General features: G+C 64.7%; 13 protein-coding genes and 1 pseudogene. 6 read left to right on the top strand and 8 right to left on the bottom strand.

Going from position 1 to position 19128, the window contains the following annotated elements; genetic code table 11:
- The first annotated feature begins 89 nt into the window (after positions 1 to 89).
- The 4 genes and pseudogenes from OKW28_RS05615 to OKW28_RS05630 all read left to right on the top strand — a co-directional run bounded on the left by OKW28_RS05615 (position 90) and on the right by OKW28_RS05630 (position 6483).
- A complete protein-coding gene (locus OKW28_RS05615; RefSeq protein ID WP_429444130.1) occupies positions 90 to 2234 on the top strand; it encodes a hypothetical protein in 2145 nt (714 codons plus the stop codon).
- Positions 2235 to 3109: 875 nt separating this feature from the next.
- The gene (locus OKW28_RS05620; RefSeq protein WP_429444131.1) at positions 3110 to 4498 is read left to right on the top strand and encodes an FAD-binding oxidoreductase; all 1389 of its coding nucleotides are present in this window, start codon (positions 3110 to 3112) and stop codon (positions 4496 to 4498) included.
- Positions 4499 to 4762: 264 nt separating this feature from the next.
- Positions 4763 to 5353, top strand: coding sequence for a BPSL1445 family SYLF domain-containing lipoprotein (locus OKW28_RS05625; RefSeq protein ID WP_429444132.1), 591 nt, complete (start codon positions 4763 to 4765; stop codon positions 5351 to 5353).
- 264 nt (positions 5354 to 5617) lie between these two features.
- Positions 5618 to 6483: pseudogene (locus OKW28_RS05630) on the top strand (SulP family inorganic anion transporter).
- Between the two features lie 68 nt (positions 6484 to 6551).
- On the opposite strand, the gene OKW28_RS05635 reads toward OKW28_RS05630, so the two are convergent.
- Together OKW28_RS05635 and OKW28_RS05640 are read right to left on the bottom strand one after the other, a co-directional pair.
- Positions 6552 to 8111 (bottom strand): methyl-accepting chemotaxis protein, encoded by a 1560-nt coding sequence (locus OKW28_RS05635; RefSeq protein ID WP_429444133.1) that lies wholly within the window; start codon positions 8109 to 8111, stop codon positions 6552 to 6554.
- 110 nt (positions 8112 to 8221) lie between these two features.
- The gene (locus OKW28_RS05640; RefSeq protein WP_429444134.1) at positions 8222 to 8776 is read right to left on the bottom strand and encodes a YbaK/EbsC family protein; all 555 of its coding nucleotides are present in this window, start codon (positions 8774 to 8776) and stop codon (positions 8222 to 8224) included.
- 204 nt (positions 8777 to 8980) lie between these two features.
- Between OKW28_RS05640 and OKW28_RS05645 the strand changes: the two genes are divergently transcribed.
- Entirely contained in the window at positions 8981 to 10252 is a 1272-nt protein-coding gene (locus OKW28_RS05645; RefSeq protein ID WP_429444135.1) for a YhjD/YihY/BrkB family envelope integrity protein, read from the top strand.
- Positions 10253 to 10682: 430 nt separating this feature from the next.
- Positions 10683 to 11876, top strand: coding sequence for a porin (locus OKW28_RS05650; RefSeq protein WP_429444136.1), 1194 nt, complete (start codon positions 10683 to 10685; stop codon positions 11874 to 11876).
- Positions 11877 to 12030: 154 nt separating this feature from the next.
- On the opposite strand, the gene OKW28_RS05655 is transcribed toward OKW28_RS05650, so the two are convergent.
- From OKW28_RS05655 to OKW28_RS05680, 6 genes are all read right to left on the bottom strand, one after another.
- Entirely contained in the window at positions 12031 to 12903 is an 873-nt protein-coding gene (locus OKW28_RS05655) for a peptidase (protein WP_429444137.1), read from the bottom strand.
- 160 nt (positions 12904 to 13063) lie between these two features.
- Positions 13064 to 13864, bottom strand: coding sequence for a transglutaminase family protein (locus OKW28_RS05660; protein WP_429444138.1), 801 nt, complete (start codon positions 13862 to 13864; stop codon positions 13064 to 13066).
- A 12-nt stretch (positions 13865 to 13876) separates the two neighbouring features.
- Entirely contained in the window at positions 13877 to 14827 is a 951-nt protein-coding gene (locus OKW28_RS05665) for an alpha-E domain-containing protein (protein WP_429291600.1), read from the bottom strand.
- Between the two features lie 158 nt (positions 14828 to 14985).
- Positions 14986 to 16395, bottom strand: a complete 1410-nt coding sequence (locus tag OKW28_RS05670; RefSeq protein ID WP_429444139.1) for a circularly permuted type 2 ATP-grasp protein — start codon at positions 16393 to 16395, stop codon at positions 14986 to 14988.
- Positions 16396 to 16808: 413 nt separating this feature from the next.
- The gene (locus OKW28_RS05675) at positions 16809 to 17261 is read right to left on the bottom strand and encodes an HU family DNA-binding protein (protein WP_090807144.1); all 453 of its coding nucleotides are present in this window, start codon (positions 17259 to 17261) and stop codon (positions 16809 to 16811) included.
- A 375-nt stretch (positions 17262 to 17636) separates the two neighbouring features.
- Positions 17637 to 19124 (bottom strand): PLP-dependent aminotransferase family protein, encoded by a 1488-nt coding sequence (locus OKW28_RS05680; protein ID WP_429444140.1) that lies wholly within the window; start codon positions 19122 to 19124, stop codon positions 17637 to 17639.
- Positions 19125 to 19128 lie beyond the last annotated feature (4 nt).

The following is a 19128-nucleotide window of genomic DNA, read 5'->3' on the forward strand; positions in this document are numbered from 1 at the left end:
GTGTGGAGGCCGGGCGGCGCCGGCCTCCGCCCTTGGGAGCCCCGCAAGGTTCGCAGGACTCCTGCCACTGGTTAGTGGTTGCCGCCGCCGTGGCCGCCATTGCCGGAGCCACCGCCGCCGTAGCCGCCACCGTGGCCGCCGCTGCCTTGACCGCCGCCGTTGCCGCCGTTGCCGCCGTTGCCGCCGTTGCCGCCACGGCCACCGTGGCCTCCGTTGCCGGAGCCGCCGTTGCCTTCGCCGCCACCGTTGCCGCCATGGCCGCCGTGGCCTCCGTTGCCGGAGCCGCCGTTGCCCTGGCCGCCGCCACCTTCACCGCCATGGCCGCCGTGTCCGGAGTTGCTGTTGCCCTGGCCGCCACCGCCTTCACCGCCATGGCCACCGTTGCCGGAACCGCCGTTACCCTGGCCGCCGCCTTCACCACCATGGCCGCCGTGTCCGGAGCCGCCGTTGCCCTGGCCGCCACCGCCTTCACCGCCATGGCCGCCGTTTCCGGAACCACCGTTGCCCTGGCCGCCACCGCCTTCACCGCCATGGCCACCGTTGCCGGAACCGCCGTTACCTTGGCCGCCGCCTTCACCACCATGGCCGCCGTGTCCGGAGCCGCCGTTGCCCTGGCCGCCACCGCCTTCACCGCCATGGCCACCGTTGCCGGAACCGCCTTTGCCCTGGCCGCCACCGCCTTCACCGCCACGGCCACCGTTGCCGGAACCGCCTTTGCCTTCGCCACCGCTGCTGCCGTGGCCGCCGTCACCGTGGCCGCCGTCGCCATGACCGCCGTCGCCGTGACCGCCGTCGCCGTGACCGCCGTCGCCGTGACCGCTGGCGCCGTGGCCGCCATCGCCGCGGCCGCCGTCACCGTGGCCACGACCGCCATCACCATCTCCACCGTGCCCATGACCGTGACCGCCATCGCCGTCACCGTCGCCACCGTGCCCATGGCCATGGCCGCCATCGCCGTCACCGTCGCCACCGTGCCCATGGCCATGGCCGCCATCGCCGTCACCATCGCCAGCGTGACCATGACCGTGACCGCCATCGCCGTCACCGTCGCCACCGTGCCCATGACCGTGACCGCCATCGCCGTCACCGTCGCCACCGTGCCCATGACCGTGACCGCCATCGCCGTCACCGTTGCCACCGTGCCCATGGCCATGGCCGCCATCGCCGTCACCGTCGCCACCGTGCCCATGACCATGACCGCCATCGCCGTCACCATCGCCACCGTGCCCATGGCCATGGCCGCCATCGCCGTCACCGTCGCCAGCGTGCCCATGACCATGACCGCCATCGCCGTCACCATCGCCAGCGTGACCATGACCGTGACCGCCATCGCCGTCACCGTCACCACCGTGGCCATGGCCATGGCCGCCATCGCCGTCACCGTCACCACCGTGGCCATGTCCATGGCCGCCATCGCCGTCACCGTCACCACCGTGGCCATGTCCATGGCCGCCATCGCCGTCACCATCACCACCGTGGCCGTGTCCATGGCCGCCATCGCCGTCACCATCGCCACCGTGCCCATGACCATGACCATGACCATGACCACCATCCCCACCACCGTCCCCGCCGTTATCACCGCCGCCGTTATCACCGCCTCCGTTACCGCCACCATCGCCGCCCGTGCCGCCATTCCCCGAGCCATTCCCGCCACCACCGCTACCCGCGCCGCCGTTACCGTTGTCGCCGGCACCGCCATTGCCGTTGTTGCCGCCGGTATTTCCCGAGCCCACCCCGCCCGGGCCGGAATTAGCCGAGCTATTCCCGCCACCGCTTCCCGCGCCCGTACCCGTCGAGGACGTCCCGTTGCCCGCCGGCGAGCCGGTGGGCGATGTCGGGCCGGGCCCCGCCGCCGCGACGCCGAAGGCGCCCGCCCCGACCTGCCCGAAACCCTGCGACGTGCAGCCCGGCCCGCCGCCCGACGGACATCCGCCGTGCAAGCTAGCCTCGGCGAGCACCATCACTCCGGGATTCGTTGCCGGCGCAGCGGTGCTCCCCGAATTCGTCTGCGCACCCGCCATCGCCGCATAAAGACTGACCGCGACCGCCAAAGCCGCCCGTCGCGATCCCAATATCCACGCGTCCCCGTTTTGCTTTTTCATTTCACTCTCCGAATTATTTCACCAAAAAGACCGGTCCAATTAACGAGTGAATCTCCGCTCGTCAAAAAAAACGAAAAGTCAAAGCCTTTGCGCAGATTCGCTTTATGCGAATTGAAAATGCGTTCGCACTAAACACTTCTCTCACGGAAAATCCCCGGTTCGATTTGACGTGCTTCGAGAGAATCGGCTGGCCGTGCGCGCACGAGATCGTGAGAGCCGCACAGCGAGGCTTGATGGACGTTGAAGTTATTCGCAGCGCAATCGCTCGACCGTGCGCTAGACCACGCAATGCGATATTGCCGATACGGCCCGTCAGGCGGCGTTAAACGACGATCCGCCCGCTAAATCCGCTACTCCACATTCCTCAGACAGGAAGTTAAAAACTATCGCGCTCAATGCAATCTGATCAGAAAAAAGAAAATTAGCCTTTGGTTTTATCTGACAAATACGGACCATTTACACATCATTCGTTTTATTCATGTGGCCATTCGCACATAAAAATAAAATAGGAAAACCGAATGAGAGCAATCCAATAGACAACGCAATCAAAATCACCGAAACGCGCGTGCGAAACATTGCGCGTCGTCGGGCAACGCGCGTGCGTCGCGAAAATCGCTGTCGCGATGTGCGCTACCTCGCACAGTCGTCGAACGTCTGCCTCGATCGCACGCGATCACGAGCCACGCCCATATGCAAAGTGTCGTGGCACAACCACCAGCGCGTCGGATAACCAACACATCAGCGCGCACGCTTTTCCCGGAGCATTCCCACCATCTTCGGCGGTACCGCCGCGTATCGTCGTTGTCCTGGCCGCAAAGCCTGTCCCCGCGAGCCACCGCGCGGAATCGCCCACGAACGCGGGTAAACCTTTGTTTGACTTCGACTCGTCGCCCCGTTTACTGCACGCAGCCGAACCTCTCAATCCGCTTTCATTCACCGCCCGCATTTTTGTTTGGTCTGCGGAGCAGTGCTCTGCGAGCGCCTTCCCCTCTCCGACGAGGTACAACATGGTTACTATCTCCAGCAGCGCGGTCGACGAATTCAAATCCGGACTTCGCGGTCAGCTTCTGCTGCCCGACACGCCGGGCTTCGACACGGCGCGCAGCATCTGGAACGCAATGATCGACCGTTCTCCCGCGATGATCCTGCGCTGCGCGGGTGTTGCCGACGTGCGCCGCGGCGTCGCCTTCGCGCGTGACAACGGCCTGCCGCTCGCAATTCGCGGCGGCGGCCACAACATCGGCGGTAGCGCTGTGTGCGACGACGGCCTCGTGCTCGATCTGTCCACGATGAAATCGGTGCGCATCGACCCGGAAGCGCGGCGCGCCTATGTCGAACCGGGCGCGACGCTGCACGATCTCGATCACGAGGCGCAGGCATTCGGACTCGCGACGCCGCTCGGCATCAACTCGACGACCGGCGTCGCGGGTCTGACGCTCGGCGGCGGCTTCGGCTGGTTGAGCCGCCGCTACGGCATGACGGTCGACAACCTCGTCGCGGCCGACATCGTCACCGCGGACGGTGAATTGCGCCGCCTGAGCGCCACTTCGCACGACGATCTGTTCTGGGCGATTCGCGGCGGCGGCGGCAATTTCGGCGTCGTTACGCTATTCGAGTTCGCGCTGCATGAGGTCGGCCCGCTCGTGTATGGCGGCCTCGTCGTGTTGCCGCTCGCCGACGCGAAGGAAGCGCTGATTAAATACCGCGATGCCGCGCCCGCGATGCCCGACGAGCTGGCCGTCTGGGCCGTTGCGCGGCTCGCGCCACCGCTGCCGTTCCTGCCGCCCGACGTGCACGGCCAACCCGTGCTCGTGCTCGCGATGTGCTACAACGGGCCGGTCGAAAAAGGCCCAGCCGCGGTGGAAGCCGTGCGCGGCTTCGGCAAGCCGCTCGGCGAACATCTCGGTCCGATGCCTTATGAAGTGTGGCAACAGGCCTTCGATCCGCTGCTCACGCCGGGCGCGCGCAACTACTGGAAGTCGCACAACCTCGCCACCATCGACGATGGACTGATCGACGCGCTGATCCGCGCGATCGACACACTGCCGTCCGCGCAATGCGAAATTTTCTTCGGGTTGATCGGCGCGCAAACGCAGCGCGTGGCGGTCGACGCGACCGCTTACCCAAGTCGCGACACGCAATACGCGATGAACGTGCACGGCCGCTGGGACGATGCGCGCGACGACGAGCGCTGTGTCAAATGGGCGCGCGACTTTTTCGACGCGTCGCGCCCCTTTGCGCTAGGCAGCGTGTACGTCAACTTCATGACGCAGGAGGAAGGCGGCCGTATCGCGGATGCCTATGGGCCCAACTATGAGCGGCTCGTCGCCGTGAAGAACCGCTACGATCCGCGCAACCTGTTCCGCCATAACCAGAACATTCGCCCAACGGCGTAGCGACGACGCGTGACGGAAAGCGGCGCAAAAACCCGAACTGCAATGGCCGCGCCGCTCTCGCGCAAGGCGGCGCGGCCCTTGGGCACGCTACCTGCTTTTTGAGCGGTGGACGTCCGCGATGCGAACGTCGCGGCACGCCGCCGCCTGGCTGCGATGACCGCGCAAGGAACCTCCCGCGTGCAAATGAGAACAAAGCAAAGCAGGCGACTCGCCGCACTCCTCCAAAACGTACAACACGCGTGAGAAACGCAAAGGAAAACCGTCATGCGCAGACGACAATTCATCATGACCGGCAGCGCTGCATTGGCCGTCGCAGGCCTGAGCCTCACCGGTTGCACGACGACTTCGCCGTCCTCGAACGCATCGCTGTCTGCCAACGCCGGCAAGCGCGACACGATCAACGCCGGCGTCGACTCGACGCTCGCGCGTCTCTACGAAAACGTCGACGGTGCGCGTGAGCTCGTTGCGAAAGCGCGCGGCGTACTGGTGTTTCCATCGGTGATCTCGGCCGGCTTCTGGGTCGGCGGACAGTATGGTGAAGGGGCGATGCGTATCGGCGGCCGCACGGTCGGCTACTACAGCACGGTCGCGGGCTCGTTCGGATTGCAGATCGGCGCGCAGTCGAAGGCGCTCGTGTTTCTGTTCATGACGCAGGAAGCGCTCGACGAATTCATGCACAGCCAGGGCTGGGCAGTCGGCGCGAATGCGACCGTCGCCGTGCTGAAAGTCGGCGCGAACGGCGCGGTCGATTCGTCGACCGCGACGAGCCCGGTGCAGGCTTTCGTGCTGACCAACGGCGGCCTGATGGCCGGCGTGTCGCTCGAGGGCACGAAGGTGTCGCGGCTGATTATCTGAGTATCTGAACGGAGCTTTCCCTCTTGCGGATTTGTGGCGCGAGCGCGCCGCGCGATTGCACGACAGATCCGCGCCGCGCGTTCGGGCCATAGCGTTCCCGCCCGCTTCGCCTGCGCCGTTCATCGCGCAACGGTAGAATTCACGCCTTTCGTCAACCGTCCGCGCCCAGCGGACGCAATCCTTCGCGCAGCCGCGCGTTGCCACGCCAGTTCAGCGCAGCCCATACAAGCCTCAGCATTGCGCTCGCGCGCCACCTCGTAGAACATGAACACCGCTAGTCCCGCTTCCGGTCGGCCCGCCTGGCTGTCCGGCATTCGCAGCAACGTGCTCGCAGGCTTGACCTCGTCGTTCGCGCTGGTGCCCGAATGCATCGCCTTTGCGCTCGTCGCCCATCTGAATCCGTTGCTGGGTCTGTACGGCGCATTCTTTATCTGCACCGTCACCGCGCTATTTGGCGGACGTCCCGGCATGATTTCGGGCGCGGCGGGCTCGATGGCCGTCGTGACGGTTGCGCGATGATCGGCCAGACCATGATCAACCTGAATTCGGGGGGACGCTCGCGGCTGTCGGGAATCGTCAGCGGCGTGATGATCCTGCTGTACATCCTGTTCCTGTCGCCGCTGATCGAGCGAATTCCGCTCGCGGCGCTGGTGGGCGTGATGTTCGTGGTCGCGCAGCGAACCTTCGCGTGGGGATCGCTGCGCGTGCTCGGCAAGGTGCCGCGCAACGACGCGCTCGTGATCGTCGCGGTCACGGTCATCACCGTGTTTGCCGATCTCGCGATCGCGGTGATGTGCGGCATCGTGATCGCCGCGCTCAACTTCGCGTGGCAGCACGCGCGCGAAATTCACACGCATGCCGAGGATCGAGCGGGCCATAAGACCTATGTGCCGCGCGGCACGCTGTTTTTCGCGTCGACGACGCGCTTTCACGAGCTGTTCGATCCGGCGCGCGACCCGGCGAGCGTGACCGTCGATTGCAGTCACCTGCTGCTCGCCGATCATTCGGCGCTCGCCGCGTTGCAGGGTCTGGCCGAGCGCTATCGCAAGGCAGGCAAGGAATTGCGCATGAAGAATCTGTCGGAGCGCAGCCGCCAATTGTTGAGCCGCGCGGGGATCCGCTTGGCGTGAGACACGCACCGCGCTGCGAGCGCGCGTGCGGTGAATTCTCGCGCGCGTCGACAACGCGGCCTGGTGCCTTAGCGCTGCTCGGGCAACCGGAACACCGCGATCGCCGCCGACAACTGCCCGGTCTGCGTCTTCAGCACATCGGCCGCCGCGCTCGCTTCCTCGACGAGCGCCGCATTCTGTTGCGTCGTCCGATCCATGCTCGCGACCGCGATGTTGACCTGCTCGATGCCCGAGGTCTGCTCGGCCGACGCCGCGCTGATCTCGCCCATGATGTCGTTGACACGACGTACCGCCTGCACGACTTCCTGCATCGTGTCACCCGCGCGTCCGACGTGCTCCGAACCGCCCGCGATCTGCGCGGCCGATTCCTCGATCAGTGCCTTGATCTCCTTCGCGGCCGCCGCGCTGCGTTGTGCGAGCGTGCGCACTTCGCCCGCGACCACCGCGAAACCGCGGCCTTCCTCGCCCGCGCGCGCCGCCTCAACGGCCGCGTTCAACGCGAGAATATTGGTTTGAAACGCAATCCCTTCGATCACGCCGATGATGTCGCCGATCCGGTGCGACGACTGTGAAATCCCGCGCATCGTGTCAATCACCTGACCGACCACCGCGCCGCCTCGCGCCGCGGTCTCCGACGCGTTGTGCGCGAGCTGGCTCGCCTGCTTCGCGTTGTCGGCGTTCTGACGCACGGTCGCGGTGATCTGCTCCATGCTCGACGCGGTCTCGCCGAGCGCGGCCGCCTGCTGCTCGGTGCGGCGCGACAGGTCCGAATTGCCCGCGGCGATCTCGTTCGATACCGACGAAATCAGCGTCGCGCCGCCGCGAATCTGTTCGATCGCCTGCGCGAGACGCTGCTGCATCCGTTTCATCGCGGCGAGCAGGCTCGTACTGTCGCCGGCCTTCGCGTCGACGACCACGTCGAGGTCGCCGTCCGCGATACGCGATGCAATCTGCAGCGCGTACGCCGGTTCGCCGCCAAGCTGACGCAGAATGCTGCGCAAAATCACGCCGATCACCAGCGACACGAGTGCGCAAAGCACCACCGCCGCGATCACGTATTGCACGAGGGTGCGGTAGAACACGCCGTCGATGTCGTCCGTGAAGACGCCGGTGACGATGGTCCAGTCCCACGGCTTGTAAAGCCGCATGTAGTTGATCTTCGGCGCAAGCTTGTCGGTGCCGGGCTTCGGGAACTGCAGATGAACGAAGGCCTCGCCTTCGCGCTGCGTTTGCTCGGAACCTTCCTTGAACACGTGGCGGCCGTCCGGATCGGTGACGTTGGTCATGTCCTTGCCGACGAGGTCGGCGCGCGTGGCATGCATCAGCACGTGCGCCTGGCTGTCTTCGAGCACGAGATAGCCGCCGGCACCGTCGTAGCGCATTGCGCGCAGGTCGTCCATCGCGGCGCGCTGCGCGTCGGCGAGGGGCATCGTGCCGGCCGCGACGAGCGCGTTGTAGCGATCGAGCACGCTGTACGCGATGCTGACCACGTTTTTCAGCTCGCCCTCGCGATCGGCGATCATCGTGTCTCGTGTCTTGAACGCCCCCCACAGGCCGATCGCCAGAATGCCCATGCACATCACCGCGAGCGCGAGCCACAGCCGCACTTTCAGGCGAAACCGTTCCATCTTCCGTATCCCTTGTCGTGGTCGGCGGCTGTCCGCGCGAACGGACGCCGCAAACGTTTCATGTCGTAGTCGGGATTAACGGCGCGACGGAAGAAAACTTCAGTGCGGCTTCAAGGTTGCGGGTTTCCGTCCGCAGGCAGCGTCAGCGCCACCACCTCGCAGCGCGGCCATTGCCGCAGCACGTCGGGCGACATCAGCAGCTTGGCCGCGCGCACGCCGGCGCCCATCACGATCTGCGCACGCTCCATCACGGCGGCGTCGACGAGGATGCGCCAGTCGGCCGGCAGACCGAACGCGGTAATTCCGCCGAACTCCATCTGGCTATGCTCGACCGCCGCCTCGCGCTTCGCGAATGACAGCCGCTGTGCGCCGAGCGCGGCCTTCACCGCGCCGTTGATGTCGAGCCGCCGCGAGCCGAGCGACACGAGCGCCGCATAGTGCTCGCCACCCTCTTTCCTGTAGCGGATCACGATCGTGTTCGCGCAGTCTTCGAGACCGAAGCCGTAGCGAGCGCTGAATGCGGCGGTGTCGGAGGCGTCGTCGGTGACGGCGAACACCGTGATCCCGCGCGCCGGCAATTGTTCGATGACGTGCGCGGGCAGATGCGCGCTCCACTGGTCGCGCTCGATGACGTCCAGTTGCTGTACGAGTTCGTGCGAATGCATGATGAGCGGAAAGGTGACATTAACCCGCTGCATTCTAGCGGTACGCGCGGGCGGCCGCGAAACAGGCCGCGAAACAGGCCGCGAAACAGGCCATGAAAGCAGGCCATGCAGCGCGCCGCATAACTTGTATAGTGACGGGCACGAGGTTTGCGAAATGCAATGAAGCAAACACCCTGAAGGCGCCCTTACGATTCAGACACGATCATGGACATCGACACGCTCTCTCGCGAGAACCTCCAACAGGCCGCGCGTCATCAGGCCAATTGGGCGATGGGCGCACTGCGGCAGTTCGCGGAGAACCGCTGTCCTGAGATGGCGGCGAGCATCGCGTTCTATGCGGCGTTTTCGCTCGCGCCGACGCTCGTGATGGTGATCGCGGTGGCCGGCTGGTTCTTCGGCCCGGCGGCCGCGCGCGGCGAGCTGTTCGGCCACATCAACGGCCTGATCGGCGACCAGGCCGCCGCCGGCGTGCAGACGATCGTCGAGAACGCGCATCACGCGGGTGCCAAAGGCGGCATCGCGACGATCATCTCGTTCTCGCTGCTGGCGATCGGCGCGTCGGCGACGTTCTCGTCGCTGAACAGCGCGCTCAATATAGTGTGGCCGGACAGCGGGCCGCGCACTTCCAGCTGGCTCGCGCTGGTGCGGGTGCGACTGATTTCGTTCGGGCTCGTGCTCGGCGTCGCGTTCCTGCTGATCGTGTCGCTGGTGCTCGATACGGTGATCGTCTTTATCGGCAACTGGCTGTGGGGCGACTCGCCGTATGTCGTAATCGGCAATCTGCTGCAGCTCGGCGTCGGGCTGCTCGTGCTGATCTTCGCGTTCGCCGGACTGCTCAAGTTTCTGCCCGACGCTCGGGTGCTGTGGCGCGATGCGGTGGTGGGCGGCATCGTCGCGGCCGTGTTGTTTACGGCTGGCAAGAAGCTGTTCGCGCTCTATCTCGCGCATGCGGGAATGGCCAGCGCGTTCGGCGCGGCCGGCTCGCTCGCGGTGCTGCTGATGTGGCTGTACTTCTCGGCGCTGGTGCTGCTGCTCGGCGCGGAGTTCTCGGCGGCGCGCGGCCGGCTGCACGATCCGCGTGGCGGCTGGGGCATGCAGGGCGAGTCGCCGCCGGGCAGCCGCGCGAAGCTCGCGTCGGTACTGGCGGCATCGACCGTCGCGGCAAATGTCGCGCCGTCTGCTCCCGCTGCTGTGGGTGTTGCCAGCCAAACGGCTACGCCGCTGCTGCCCGCGGGAATCAACGCGGCGGCGCAAAGGCGCTCCGCGCATGAGACCGCGGTGGACGTTACGCGCAAGGTGCTCGACGCCGAAGCGCAAGCCACCCGTTTCGCGGCGTGCGCCCTCGTCGAAGCGCGCCGCCAGGCGACGGCCGCCGACCGCTACGTGCGACGCAACCCGTGGACCTCGGTGCTGCTCGCGGCCGCCGCGGGGCTCACGGCCGCGGCCATGGCGCGCCGTGGCGCCGACCGGCGCTGAAGCGGGCGCTTCACACCACGCTACCGTCCATACCCTTATAGATGCACGTGTTGCGCCGTCAATCCAGTCGATTGCGCTTGGACACACAACGCGCCCCTTCTGTCCAGCCTGTCTAGTCCGCTCGTCAGCCGTCTCTTTTATGATTTCACTACAAAGACGAGTGGACGTGTAGACGACTAGATTACATTTAGCATGCAAATCGACGCTCATAGTGCATCATTCATCCAGCCACTATCAACAAATCAACAATAATGCGCATCAGACCAATAAATGTTGCGCAAATGGAAACAATCGTTGAGAGCTTTAAATACAAGGGTTTGCATCGATTGTCAGTTTTTGGCGACACTCTTTTTTTTCGTTTCTACCCCACCGAGCCACTGAGCTATTCTGCTTTCCGCAACAACGAACAATCATCTGCGTGGAGAAATGGATGAAACGAATCGCACTGTCTACCCTCTCGCTGGCGCTTCTCGGCGTTTCCGGCATGGCTCACGCGCAAAGCAGCGTGACTCTCTATGGCCTGGTCGATGAATCGATCCAGTACGTGAACAACGCTACCCCTCACGGCGGTAGCCTCGTGCAAATGTTTGGCGGCAACCTGCAAGGCAACCGTTTCGGCCTGAAGGGCACGGAAGACCTCGGCGGCGGCCTGAAGGCGATTTTCCAGTTGGAAAACGGCTTTGACATCAACACCGGCAAGCTGCAGCAAGGTGGCTCGATGTTCGGTCGTCAGGCGTACGTCGGTCTGACGGGCGACACTTGGGGCACGTTTACGGCCGGTCGTCAGTACGACCCGCTGGTCGACATGATCCAGCCGCTGACGGGCGACAACTACTTCGGCAGCACGTTCGCTACGCCGGGTGACGTCGACAACAACGACAACAGCTTCCGCGTCATCAACTCGATGAAGTACGTGTCGCCGGTGTGGTCGGGCTTCCAGTTCGAAGGTCTGTACGCTCTGGGCGGCGTCGCAGGCGCGACGGGTTCGGGCCAGACGTGGTCGGGCGCGGCAACGTATGCAACGGGTCCGTTCAGCATCGCTGCTGGTTACCTGCACGCAAGCAATGCCAATTCGCCGGTTACGCGTGCGGCTAATGACGGCTGGGCTGGTACGGCAGCGCCGGGAGCCACGTTTGACACCAACTTCCCGGCCAACGCCGGCATCAACGCGGCTTATGCTGCAGCGAAGTCGATCGGCATCGCGTCGGCAGCGGTTCAGTACGTGACGGGCCCGTGGACGGCTAACCTGTCGTACAGCAACGCACAGTACAAGCCGGACGCGAGCTCGGGCTTCGCGACGACGCAGAAGTACGAAGTGGGTCGCGCGTATTTGGGCTACCAGCTCACGCCGGCAGCGCTGGTGGGTGTTGGCTATGCCTACACGAAGGGTCACGGCGATGCGTCCGCAACGTATAACCAGGTGTCGCTGGGCGGGGATTACTCGCTCTCGAAGCGCACGGACTTGTACGCGGTCGGCGCATGGCAGCATGCAAGCGGCGAACAGCGTGTGCCGGGCGCCGGTGGTGGCCTTGTATCGGCTACGGCTTCGATCGGTTCGTATGGCAACCAGTCGAGCACCAACAACCAGGTCATGGTCAGCCTCGGTATCCGTCACAAGTTCTAATCGGACTTCGAATCGGACCGGCTACGCAGCTGACGCGCTGCGTAGCCAGAGACCAGAAACCAGCCAGAGGCGATGCCGATGGCTGGTTTTTTTTCGTCCTGAGGTTTTGGTGCGGGCCCGAGCGAGCCTGACGCGCGCGCCGAACCCAACGCAGCTAGCGCCGCTGCGCCTTGCCCTTGTCGGCCTGCGCGAGAATCTGCGCGGGCGACACATCGTGCTCATGCTCGACGCCATCGGCGCCGACCGGCGCGCGATATAGCACCAGCGCCCGCTCCGACTGCGGCGACGGCGCATCCAGCGACTGCTGCCAGTCCGGATCGGGAATCTCGGCGAACACCTGGCGCAGACGCTCGCCCCATGTGCGGTGAAGCATGTCGAAGTACGCGTTGTCGCGATCGATCGACACGAACCGCGTGACGCGCAGCGCATCCTTCTCGTACACGAGCAGATCGAGCGGCAAGCCCACTGACAGGTTCGAGCGCAGCGTCGAGTCCATCGAGATCAGCGCGGACTTCGCGGCCTCGTCGAGCGGTGTGGACGGCGTCAGCACCCGATCGATGATCGGCTTGCCATACTTCGCCTCGCCGATCTGGAAATACGGATTCACGGCCGACGCCTCGATGAAATTGCCCGCCGCGTAGATCATGAAAAGGCGCATCCGGTTGCCCGCGATCTGGCCGCCGAGAATGAAGCTGCAATTGAAGTCGACACCGAACTTCTGCAGCGCCTCGGCCTCGCGCTCATGCACGCGACGCACCGCGCTGCCAACCACGCGCGCGGCATCCGCCATGGTCGGCACGCTCCACAGCGTGGGCTCGCTGGCATCGGCGGGCTCGGACAGCTCGTGCAGCACCGCTTGCGTGATCGACAGATTGCCGGCGCCGAGCAGCACCAGCATGCGTTCGCCGGGTTGCTCGAACACCGACATCTTGCGCGCGGTACTGATGTGATCGACGCCCGCATTGGTACGCGTGTCGGACAAAAATACGAGGCCGTCGTTGACGGCCATCGCTACGCAGTAAGTCATAAGGAATCCGCGGAAGGCAAAGGAACGGGGCTATTGTAATGCGGCGCACAGGCGCCTTTAATCCGTGTTTACGGCCCTTTTTTGCAGCCTTTTGGCAGCTGATTCCGAACACGTGGCAGGAATGTTAAATGACGTCGCGCGCGTTGGCGTTGCAATGCGGCTACTGCGACATCTGCGCGCTGACCGCCACCGCCACGTGAAGCTCCTCTTCGAGTCCGCCGATGCGTCGGCCGCGCACCGGTGCCGCGGCCTCATAGTCACGGGCGACCGCGAGCCGGCAGTAGATCTCGCTGGCAAACCCGGCATGCGTGACGTCGATCGAAATCCACCCTTTGTCTTCGAGCCATACGTCGACCCACGCGTGACTCGCGCCATGCGATACGTCGCCGGGTTCGATATATCCGCTCACGTAGCGCGCCGGCACGCCGCGCGCGCGGCAGCACGCGAGCATCAGATGCGCATGGTCCTGACACACGCCGTTGCCGAGCGCGAGCGCCTCGGCGGCCGTGCTCGTGACCTCGGTCACGCCGGGCCGGTACTGAACGCGCTGCACGATCTGCTCGGACAGCGTGAGCAGGCTTGCCGGGCTCGCCAGATTCGCCACCGACTCCGCCAGTTCGCGGATCGCGCCGTCGGCTTCGGTCAGACGCGTCGCGCAGGTGAAATGCTCGAGCGGAATCGGGCCGGGCGGATCACGCAGCACGCCGTCGACGAGCGGCATCGTGTCCACCTCGCCCGACACGCTCAGATGAATCTCGTTGTGCGGCTTGTTCATGACGAGCGTGTGCAGCACGTTGCCGTAGGCGTCGAGCGTCGCGTCGAGCTTGCCCGGCGCGTCGATGTTCCAGCGCCGCACGGTCTGTCCGGCGCCGCTCGCGGGCGTCAGGCGCAACTGCTGGATCGAATAGTGAACCGTCGCTTCGTAGCGGTAAGAGGTGTCGTGGCGGATCGTCAGGTACATGAGAAAACTCCGTCAGGCCACTGGCAGCATCAGATAAGTACGCGCCACCAGATTGCCCAGATCGAACACGCGAGCGAGGAACTGCGTCAGATAGGCATGCAGACCGCTTTCGAAAATCTGCCGGATGTCGGCATACAACAGCTCGGCGCGCAGCTTGCCGGCGAAGCGCTCGCACTGGTTCGAGCCCGACGTGCGCAGCATCGCGAGATTGCTGCACACGCCGTCGAGCGAGGCGAGCAGCGAGCGCGGCATCTGCTGATTGAGGATCATCAGCTCGACGACGCGCGCGGGCGTCACGACGTCGCGATATACCCTGCGGTAGATCTCGAGCGCCGACACCGAACTCAGGATCGAGGTCCAGTAATAGAAGTCCTCGAGCTGACGCGCCGCGTCGCGTGAATTCGGCTCGACGTTCGCGAAACGCACATCGAGAATCCGCGCGGTGTTGTCGGCGCGCTCCAGATACGTGCCTAGCTGCGTGAAGAAGAACGCGTCGTCCTGCAGCGCGGTGCCGATCGTCACGCCGCGCGACAGATGCGAGCGGAACTTGACCCACTCGAACAACGAGCCCGGATTGCTCGCGGCCTGCCCGCTCGCGAGCCGCTCGTTGAATTCGAGCCACGTGTCGTTGATGGTTTCCCACCACTCGGTCGTCAGCGTGCCGCGCACCGCGCGAGCGTTTTCACGCGCGGCCTGCAGGCACGAATGGATGCTAGACGGATTACTTGCGTCGGCGACCATGAAGTCGAGCATGTGGTCGCGCGTCGGTTCGTCGTAGCGCTGCGCGAAGGCGCTTTCGAGCTCGGAGATGCGCAGCACCGAGCGCTGCGCGCGAGCCTCCTGTTCGGCCGTCTGCGGCAGCAGTTGCGCCTTCAGGTTGATGTCGAGCATGCGGGCGGTGTTCTCCGCACGCTCCATATAGCGGGCCATCCAGAAGAGGTGATCGGCGGTTCGGCTAAGCATGACGACGTTCCATGTCTGTGATCTGAACGCGCGAGGCCTTCGTCAGCGACAAAGGTCCGCGCTGGTTATCCGTTGAGCGCCAGCGCGCATCAGGTTGCGAGTGTCGCGCCCTGCTCTGCTCTGTTGCGAGCGAGGCGAAAAGCGCGGCGGCAACCGCGTCAGTCGACCATCCAGGTATCCTTCGTCCCGCCACCCTGCGATGAATTGACGACGAGCGAGCCCTCCTGCAACGCGACCCGCGTGAGGCCGCCCGCCACCATCGTAGTGGTCTTGCCCGACAGCACGAACGGCCGCAGGTCGATATGGCGCGGCGCGATGCCCGATTCGACGAAAGTCGGACACGCGGACAGCGCCAGCGTGGGCTGTGCGATATAACCGGCCGGACGCGCGATCAGCCGCTCGCGGAAGGCCTCGACTTCGGCCTTTGTCGAGGCGGGGCCGACCAGCATCCCGTAGCCGCCCGCGCCATGCACTTCCTTGACCACCAGCTCCGGCAGATGCGCGAGCGTATAGGCGAGATCCTCGGGCTTACGGCACTGATAGGTCGGTACGTTGTTCAGAATCGGCTTTTCGCCAAGATAAAACGCGATCATGTCCGGCACGTACGGGTAGATCGATTTGTCGTCGGCGATGCCGGTGCCCATCGCGTTCGCGAGCGCGACGCGGCCGGCGCGATAGGCGGTGAGCAGACCCGGTACGCCGAGCGCGGAGTCGGGGCGAAACGCAAGCGGATCGAGAAAATCGTCGTCGACGCGCCGGTAGATCACGTCGACGCGCTTCGGTCCTTGCGTGGTGCGCATGAACACGTAGTTGTCGTCGACGAACAGATCCTTGCCTTCGACGAGCTCGACGCCCATCTGCTGCGCGAGGAACGTATGCTCGAAATACGCGGAGTTGTACATGCCCGGCGTCAGCACGACGACGACCGGATCGTCGACGCCCGCGGGCGCGACCGAGCGCAGCGTATCGAGCAGCAGGTCGGGATAATGCGCGACCGGCGCGATGCGGTTCTGCACGAACAGTTCGGGGAAGAGCCGCATCATCATCTTGCGGTTTTCGAGCATGTACGACACGCCCGACGGCACACGCAGATTGTCTTCGAGTACGTAGAATTCGCCTTCATCGCCGGCGCGCACCACGTCGACGCCCGCGATATGCGCGTAAACACCGAGCGGCACGTCGACGCCCTGCATCTCGGGACGATACTGTGCGTTGGTATAGACCTGGTCGGCCGGCACGATGCCCGCGCGCACGATGTTGCGATCGTGATAGACGTCGTGGATAAACAGATTGAGAGCCTGCACGCGCTGTCGCAAACCCGCTTCGAGCGTCTGCCATTCGCCGCGCGGGATGATGCGCGGAATCAGATCGAAGGGAATCAGCCGCTCGGTGCCTGACAGGTCGCCGTTTACTGCGAACGTGATGCCGACGCGCCGGAACAGCAGGTCCGCTTCCGCGCGCTTGCGTGCGATCGCTTCATCGCCCTGACTGTCCAACCATCGCTCAAAGCGCACGTAATGCGGCCGTACGCCATCGGCGTGATGGCGCATCTCGTCATAGCATCGCATGTCAGCCCCAGTCTTGTTGTCAAATGGAAGGCGAATGCGCTGCGCATTCGGTATTCGACCTTCGATCAAGCAAGCGTTATGCCATTGAATGTGTCGGGATAGAGCGCGTTGACGTGCCCGCTAACGGCGCATCCGCAGGGCGTCGGATTGCCTTGATCGTACTGTCGTGGATCATGATGCGCCAGTCAGGTGCGTGTGCGCCATCAGGGAGCACACTATGAGAGCCGCGCTTGCCGTTTCGCCAATGGACTCGACGCGCACTACGAAGCGAGCGCATAAAAAAAGTCCCCGTGAATCTTCATCCACGGGGACTTCGATCACCTGCATGCAGGCGCTTTTTCACGCACTCAAACGTCAGGCATGGTTAAACACAACAGCGCTATGCCGACGCCTGAGTCGTGCGAGCAACGCGTTCAGGCTGCCGCTGCGTCCTTCAGCTTCTTCAGCGCGCGTGTCTTGATGCGCACGCTGGCCGGCTTGGCCGGGAACCAGCGCTCTTCACCCGTGAACGGGTCCTTGCCGAAGCGCTTCTTCTTCGCCGGCACAGCCTGCACGACGATCTTCAGCAGACCCGACAGCGTGAATTCGCCAGCACCTTTCTTGTGCACCGTGCCGAGGATCGTGTCTTCGAGCGCGGCCAGCACGGCCTTGGCGGTCTTCGGTTCCACTGCAGCGCGTTCAGCGATGTGAGCTGCCAACGAGGCCTTCGTGAAGGTGTCCTTGATCGGCGACGGTGCGCCAGACGCCTTCACGGCGACCTTCTTGGCTGCGACGGCTTTCTTCGCAGGAACTTTCTTTGCAGCAACCTTCTTGGTCGGTACCGGGGCAGCAGCCTTCTTGGCCACCTTTTTTGCGGAAGTCGGCATGTTTCTCCTACCTGTTGTGGTCAGTGAATTGCTCGAAGCGCACACCGTATGTGCACGCTTCAACGCCGGATTCTACAAGCGCTAAAGCGATTTGCGCGACTCTTTTATGTATTGCGATGAGGTTTTTTGCGCGGCGCCGACGGTGCAACACGTTTTAGTACCTGTTTTAGCGGCTAAAACGTGCGTGGCGAGCTCTTTAACATGCAGGAGTAACGCTCGTTACAGTTCGTTTCGGCCGTGGTTTCGAGGCGGTTGCGTCGGGGCGAGCCGGTGTTTTCGCCCCTTGAAACAGGGCATTTTCTTCGTTTGACGCGTCAAGCAACGCGCCCCCAACGTTTCGACGATGCCTACGCCTCGCTTGCGGCGAGCTCCGTTTCAGCGTGCGATGCGCTGCAGGATGCCGGCGAGCGTCGTCAGCGCCGTGTCGATATGTTCGGCCGCGATGCTGCCATAGCCGAAGATCAACCCAGGCTGCGGTGTCACGCGATGGTGAAATGGCGCGAGTCCATAGAGGCCGATCGACGCTTCACGCGCGGCGGCAACGAGCACCTCTTCGCCGAGCGACGCCAACGGCCCCTTGAGCCGCGCCGCCAGATGGATGCCGGCGGTCGGCACGATCGGCTCGAACCAGCGCGCGAGACCGCCTTGCAGATGCTCGAGCAGCATCGCGCGGCGGGCCGCGTAAGCCTTGTGCATGCGCCGCAGATGGCGCGCGAAGTCGCCATTGAGCATGAACGACGCGAGCGCCGCTTGCGTCAGCGTGCAGCCGTGACAATCGGCGATCTGCCGCGCCATCAGCAGCGGGCCGTGCAACGACGCGGGCGGCACCAGGTAGCCGATGCGCAGCTCGGGGAAGATCGTCTTCGAAAACGTGCCGACGTAGGCGACGAGGCCGGCGCGATCGAGGCTCTTCAGCGGCTCCATCGGCCGGCCTTCGAAACGGTACTCGCAGTCGTAGTCGTCCTCGATGATGACCGCGCCGCGCTTTTGCGCCCATTCGAGCAGTTCGACGCGACGCTCGAGGCTCATCGGCATACCGAGCGGAAACTGATGCGAAGGCGTCACGTAGACGAGCCGTGCCTTGTCCGGCAGCTTGCCGACGATCAGGCCTTCGCGATCGACCGGTACCGGCACCACGCGCGCGCCGGTCACCTTGAAGCATGCATGCGCGGGCGGGTAGCCGGGGTCTTCGATGGCCGCGATTTCACCGGGCCGCAGCGTGATGCGCGCCATCAGATCGAGCGCGTGCTGCGCGCCCTGCGTAACGATCACGTCTTCCCAGTTGCTCGACACCGCACGGTTGAAAGCGAGGTAGCGCGAGATCGCGAGCCGCAGCTGCTGCTCCCCCGCGGCGTCGCGATAGGTGCCGGGGCTGCGCGCCTGGCCGCGTAGCGCATGATTCACGCAGCGGCGCCAGACGTCGAAGGAAAACAGCGTCTTGTCGGTCGCGCCGCCGATGAAGTCGAGCGGCGACGGCACCGACGGCCGCGGCAACGGCAGACTGTCGGGCATCTGCTCCCACAGCGGCTGCGCGCGCGCGGCGGCCTTCGCTTGCGCGGCGGCTCGTTCGCGCGAGCGGGCCGCCGCGCGCGCGTGGGCGGAACGCTCAACCGGCAACCGTTCGAGTCCGTCGGCGACGAAGGTGCCCGAACCGGCGCGGGCGCTCAGATAACCTTCTGACAGCAGCCGCTCGAATACGTCGAGCGTGGTCTTGCGCGACACACCGAGCTGCGTCGCGAGATCGCGCGTGGACGGTAGACGCGTGCCGCCGGCAAGGCGCCCTTCGAGAATGCCCGCGCGCAACTGCCGATAAATCTGTCCGGACAGATCGTGATTGCCTTCGACCGCGATGTGAATGTCCATTCGG

Origin of the sequence: Paraburkholderia sp. 40 (genome assembly GCF_050434105.1) — a bacterium.
In the GTDB taxonomy this organism is placed as follows: Bacteria; Pseudomonadota; Gammaproteobacteria; order Burkholderiales; family Burkholderiaceae; genus Paraburkholderia; species Paraburkholderia tuberum.

What these genes read in the sequence shown, in the direction of transcription:
- OKW28_RS05620 (WP_429444131.1), top strand. Translation starts at nt 3,110, where the DNA reads ATGGTTACTATCTCCAGCAGCGCGGTCGACGAATTCAAATCCGGACTT.
- OKW28_RS05625 (WP_429444132.1), top strand. Translation starts at nt 4,763, where the DNA reads ATGCGCAGACGACAATTCATCATGACCGGCAGCGCTGCATTGGCCGTC.
- OKW28_RS05635 (WP_429444133.1), bottom strand. Translation starts at nt 8,111, where the DNA reads ATGGAACGGTTTCGCCTGAAAGTGCGGCTGTGGCTCGCGCTCGCGGTG.
- OKW28_RS05640 (WP_429444134.1), bottom strand. Translation starts at nt 8,776, where the DNA reads ATGCATTCGCACGAACTCGTACAGCAACTGGACGTCATCGAGCGCGAC.
- OKW28_RS05645 (WP_429444135.1), top strand. Translation starts at nt 8,981, where the DNA reads ATGGACATCGACACGCTCTCTCGCGAGAACCTCCAACAGGCCGCGCGT.
- OKW28_RS05650 (WP_429444136.1), top strand. Translation starts at nt 10,683, where the DNA reads ATGAAACGAATCGCACTGTCTACCCTCTCGCTGGCGCTTCTCGGCGTT.
- OKW28_RS05655 (WP_429444137.1), bottom strand. Translation starts at nt 12,903, where the DNA reads ATGACTTACTGCGTAGCGATGGCCGTCAACGACGGCCTCGTATTTTTG.
- OKW28_RS05660 (WP_429444138.1), bottom strand. Translation starts at nt 13,864, where the DNA reads ATGTACCTGACGATCCGCCACGACACCTCTTACCGCTACGAAGCGACG.
- OKW28_RS05665 (WP_429291600.1), bottom strand. Translation starts at nt 14,827, where the DNA reads ATGCTTAGCCGAACCGCCGATCACCTCTTCTGGATGGCCCGCTATATG.
- OKW28_RS05670 (WP_429444139.1), bottom strand. Translation starts at nt 16,395, where the DNA reads ATGCGATGCTATGACGAGATGCGCCATCACGCCGATGGCGTACGGCCG.
- OKW28_RS05675 (WP_090807144.1), bottom strand. Translation starts at nt 17,261, where the DNA reads ATGCCGACTTCCGCAAAAAAGGTGGCCAAGAAGGCTGCTGCCCCGGTA.
- OKW28_RS05680 (WP_429444140.1), bottom strand. Translation starts at nt 19,124, where the DNA reads ATGGACATTCACATCGCGGTCGAAGGCAATCACGATCTGTCCGGACAG.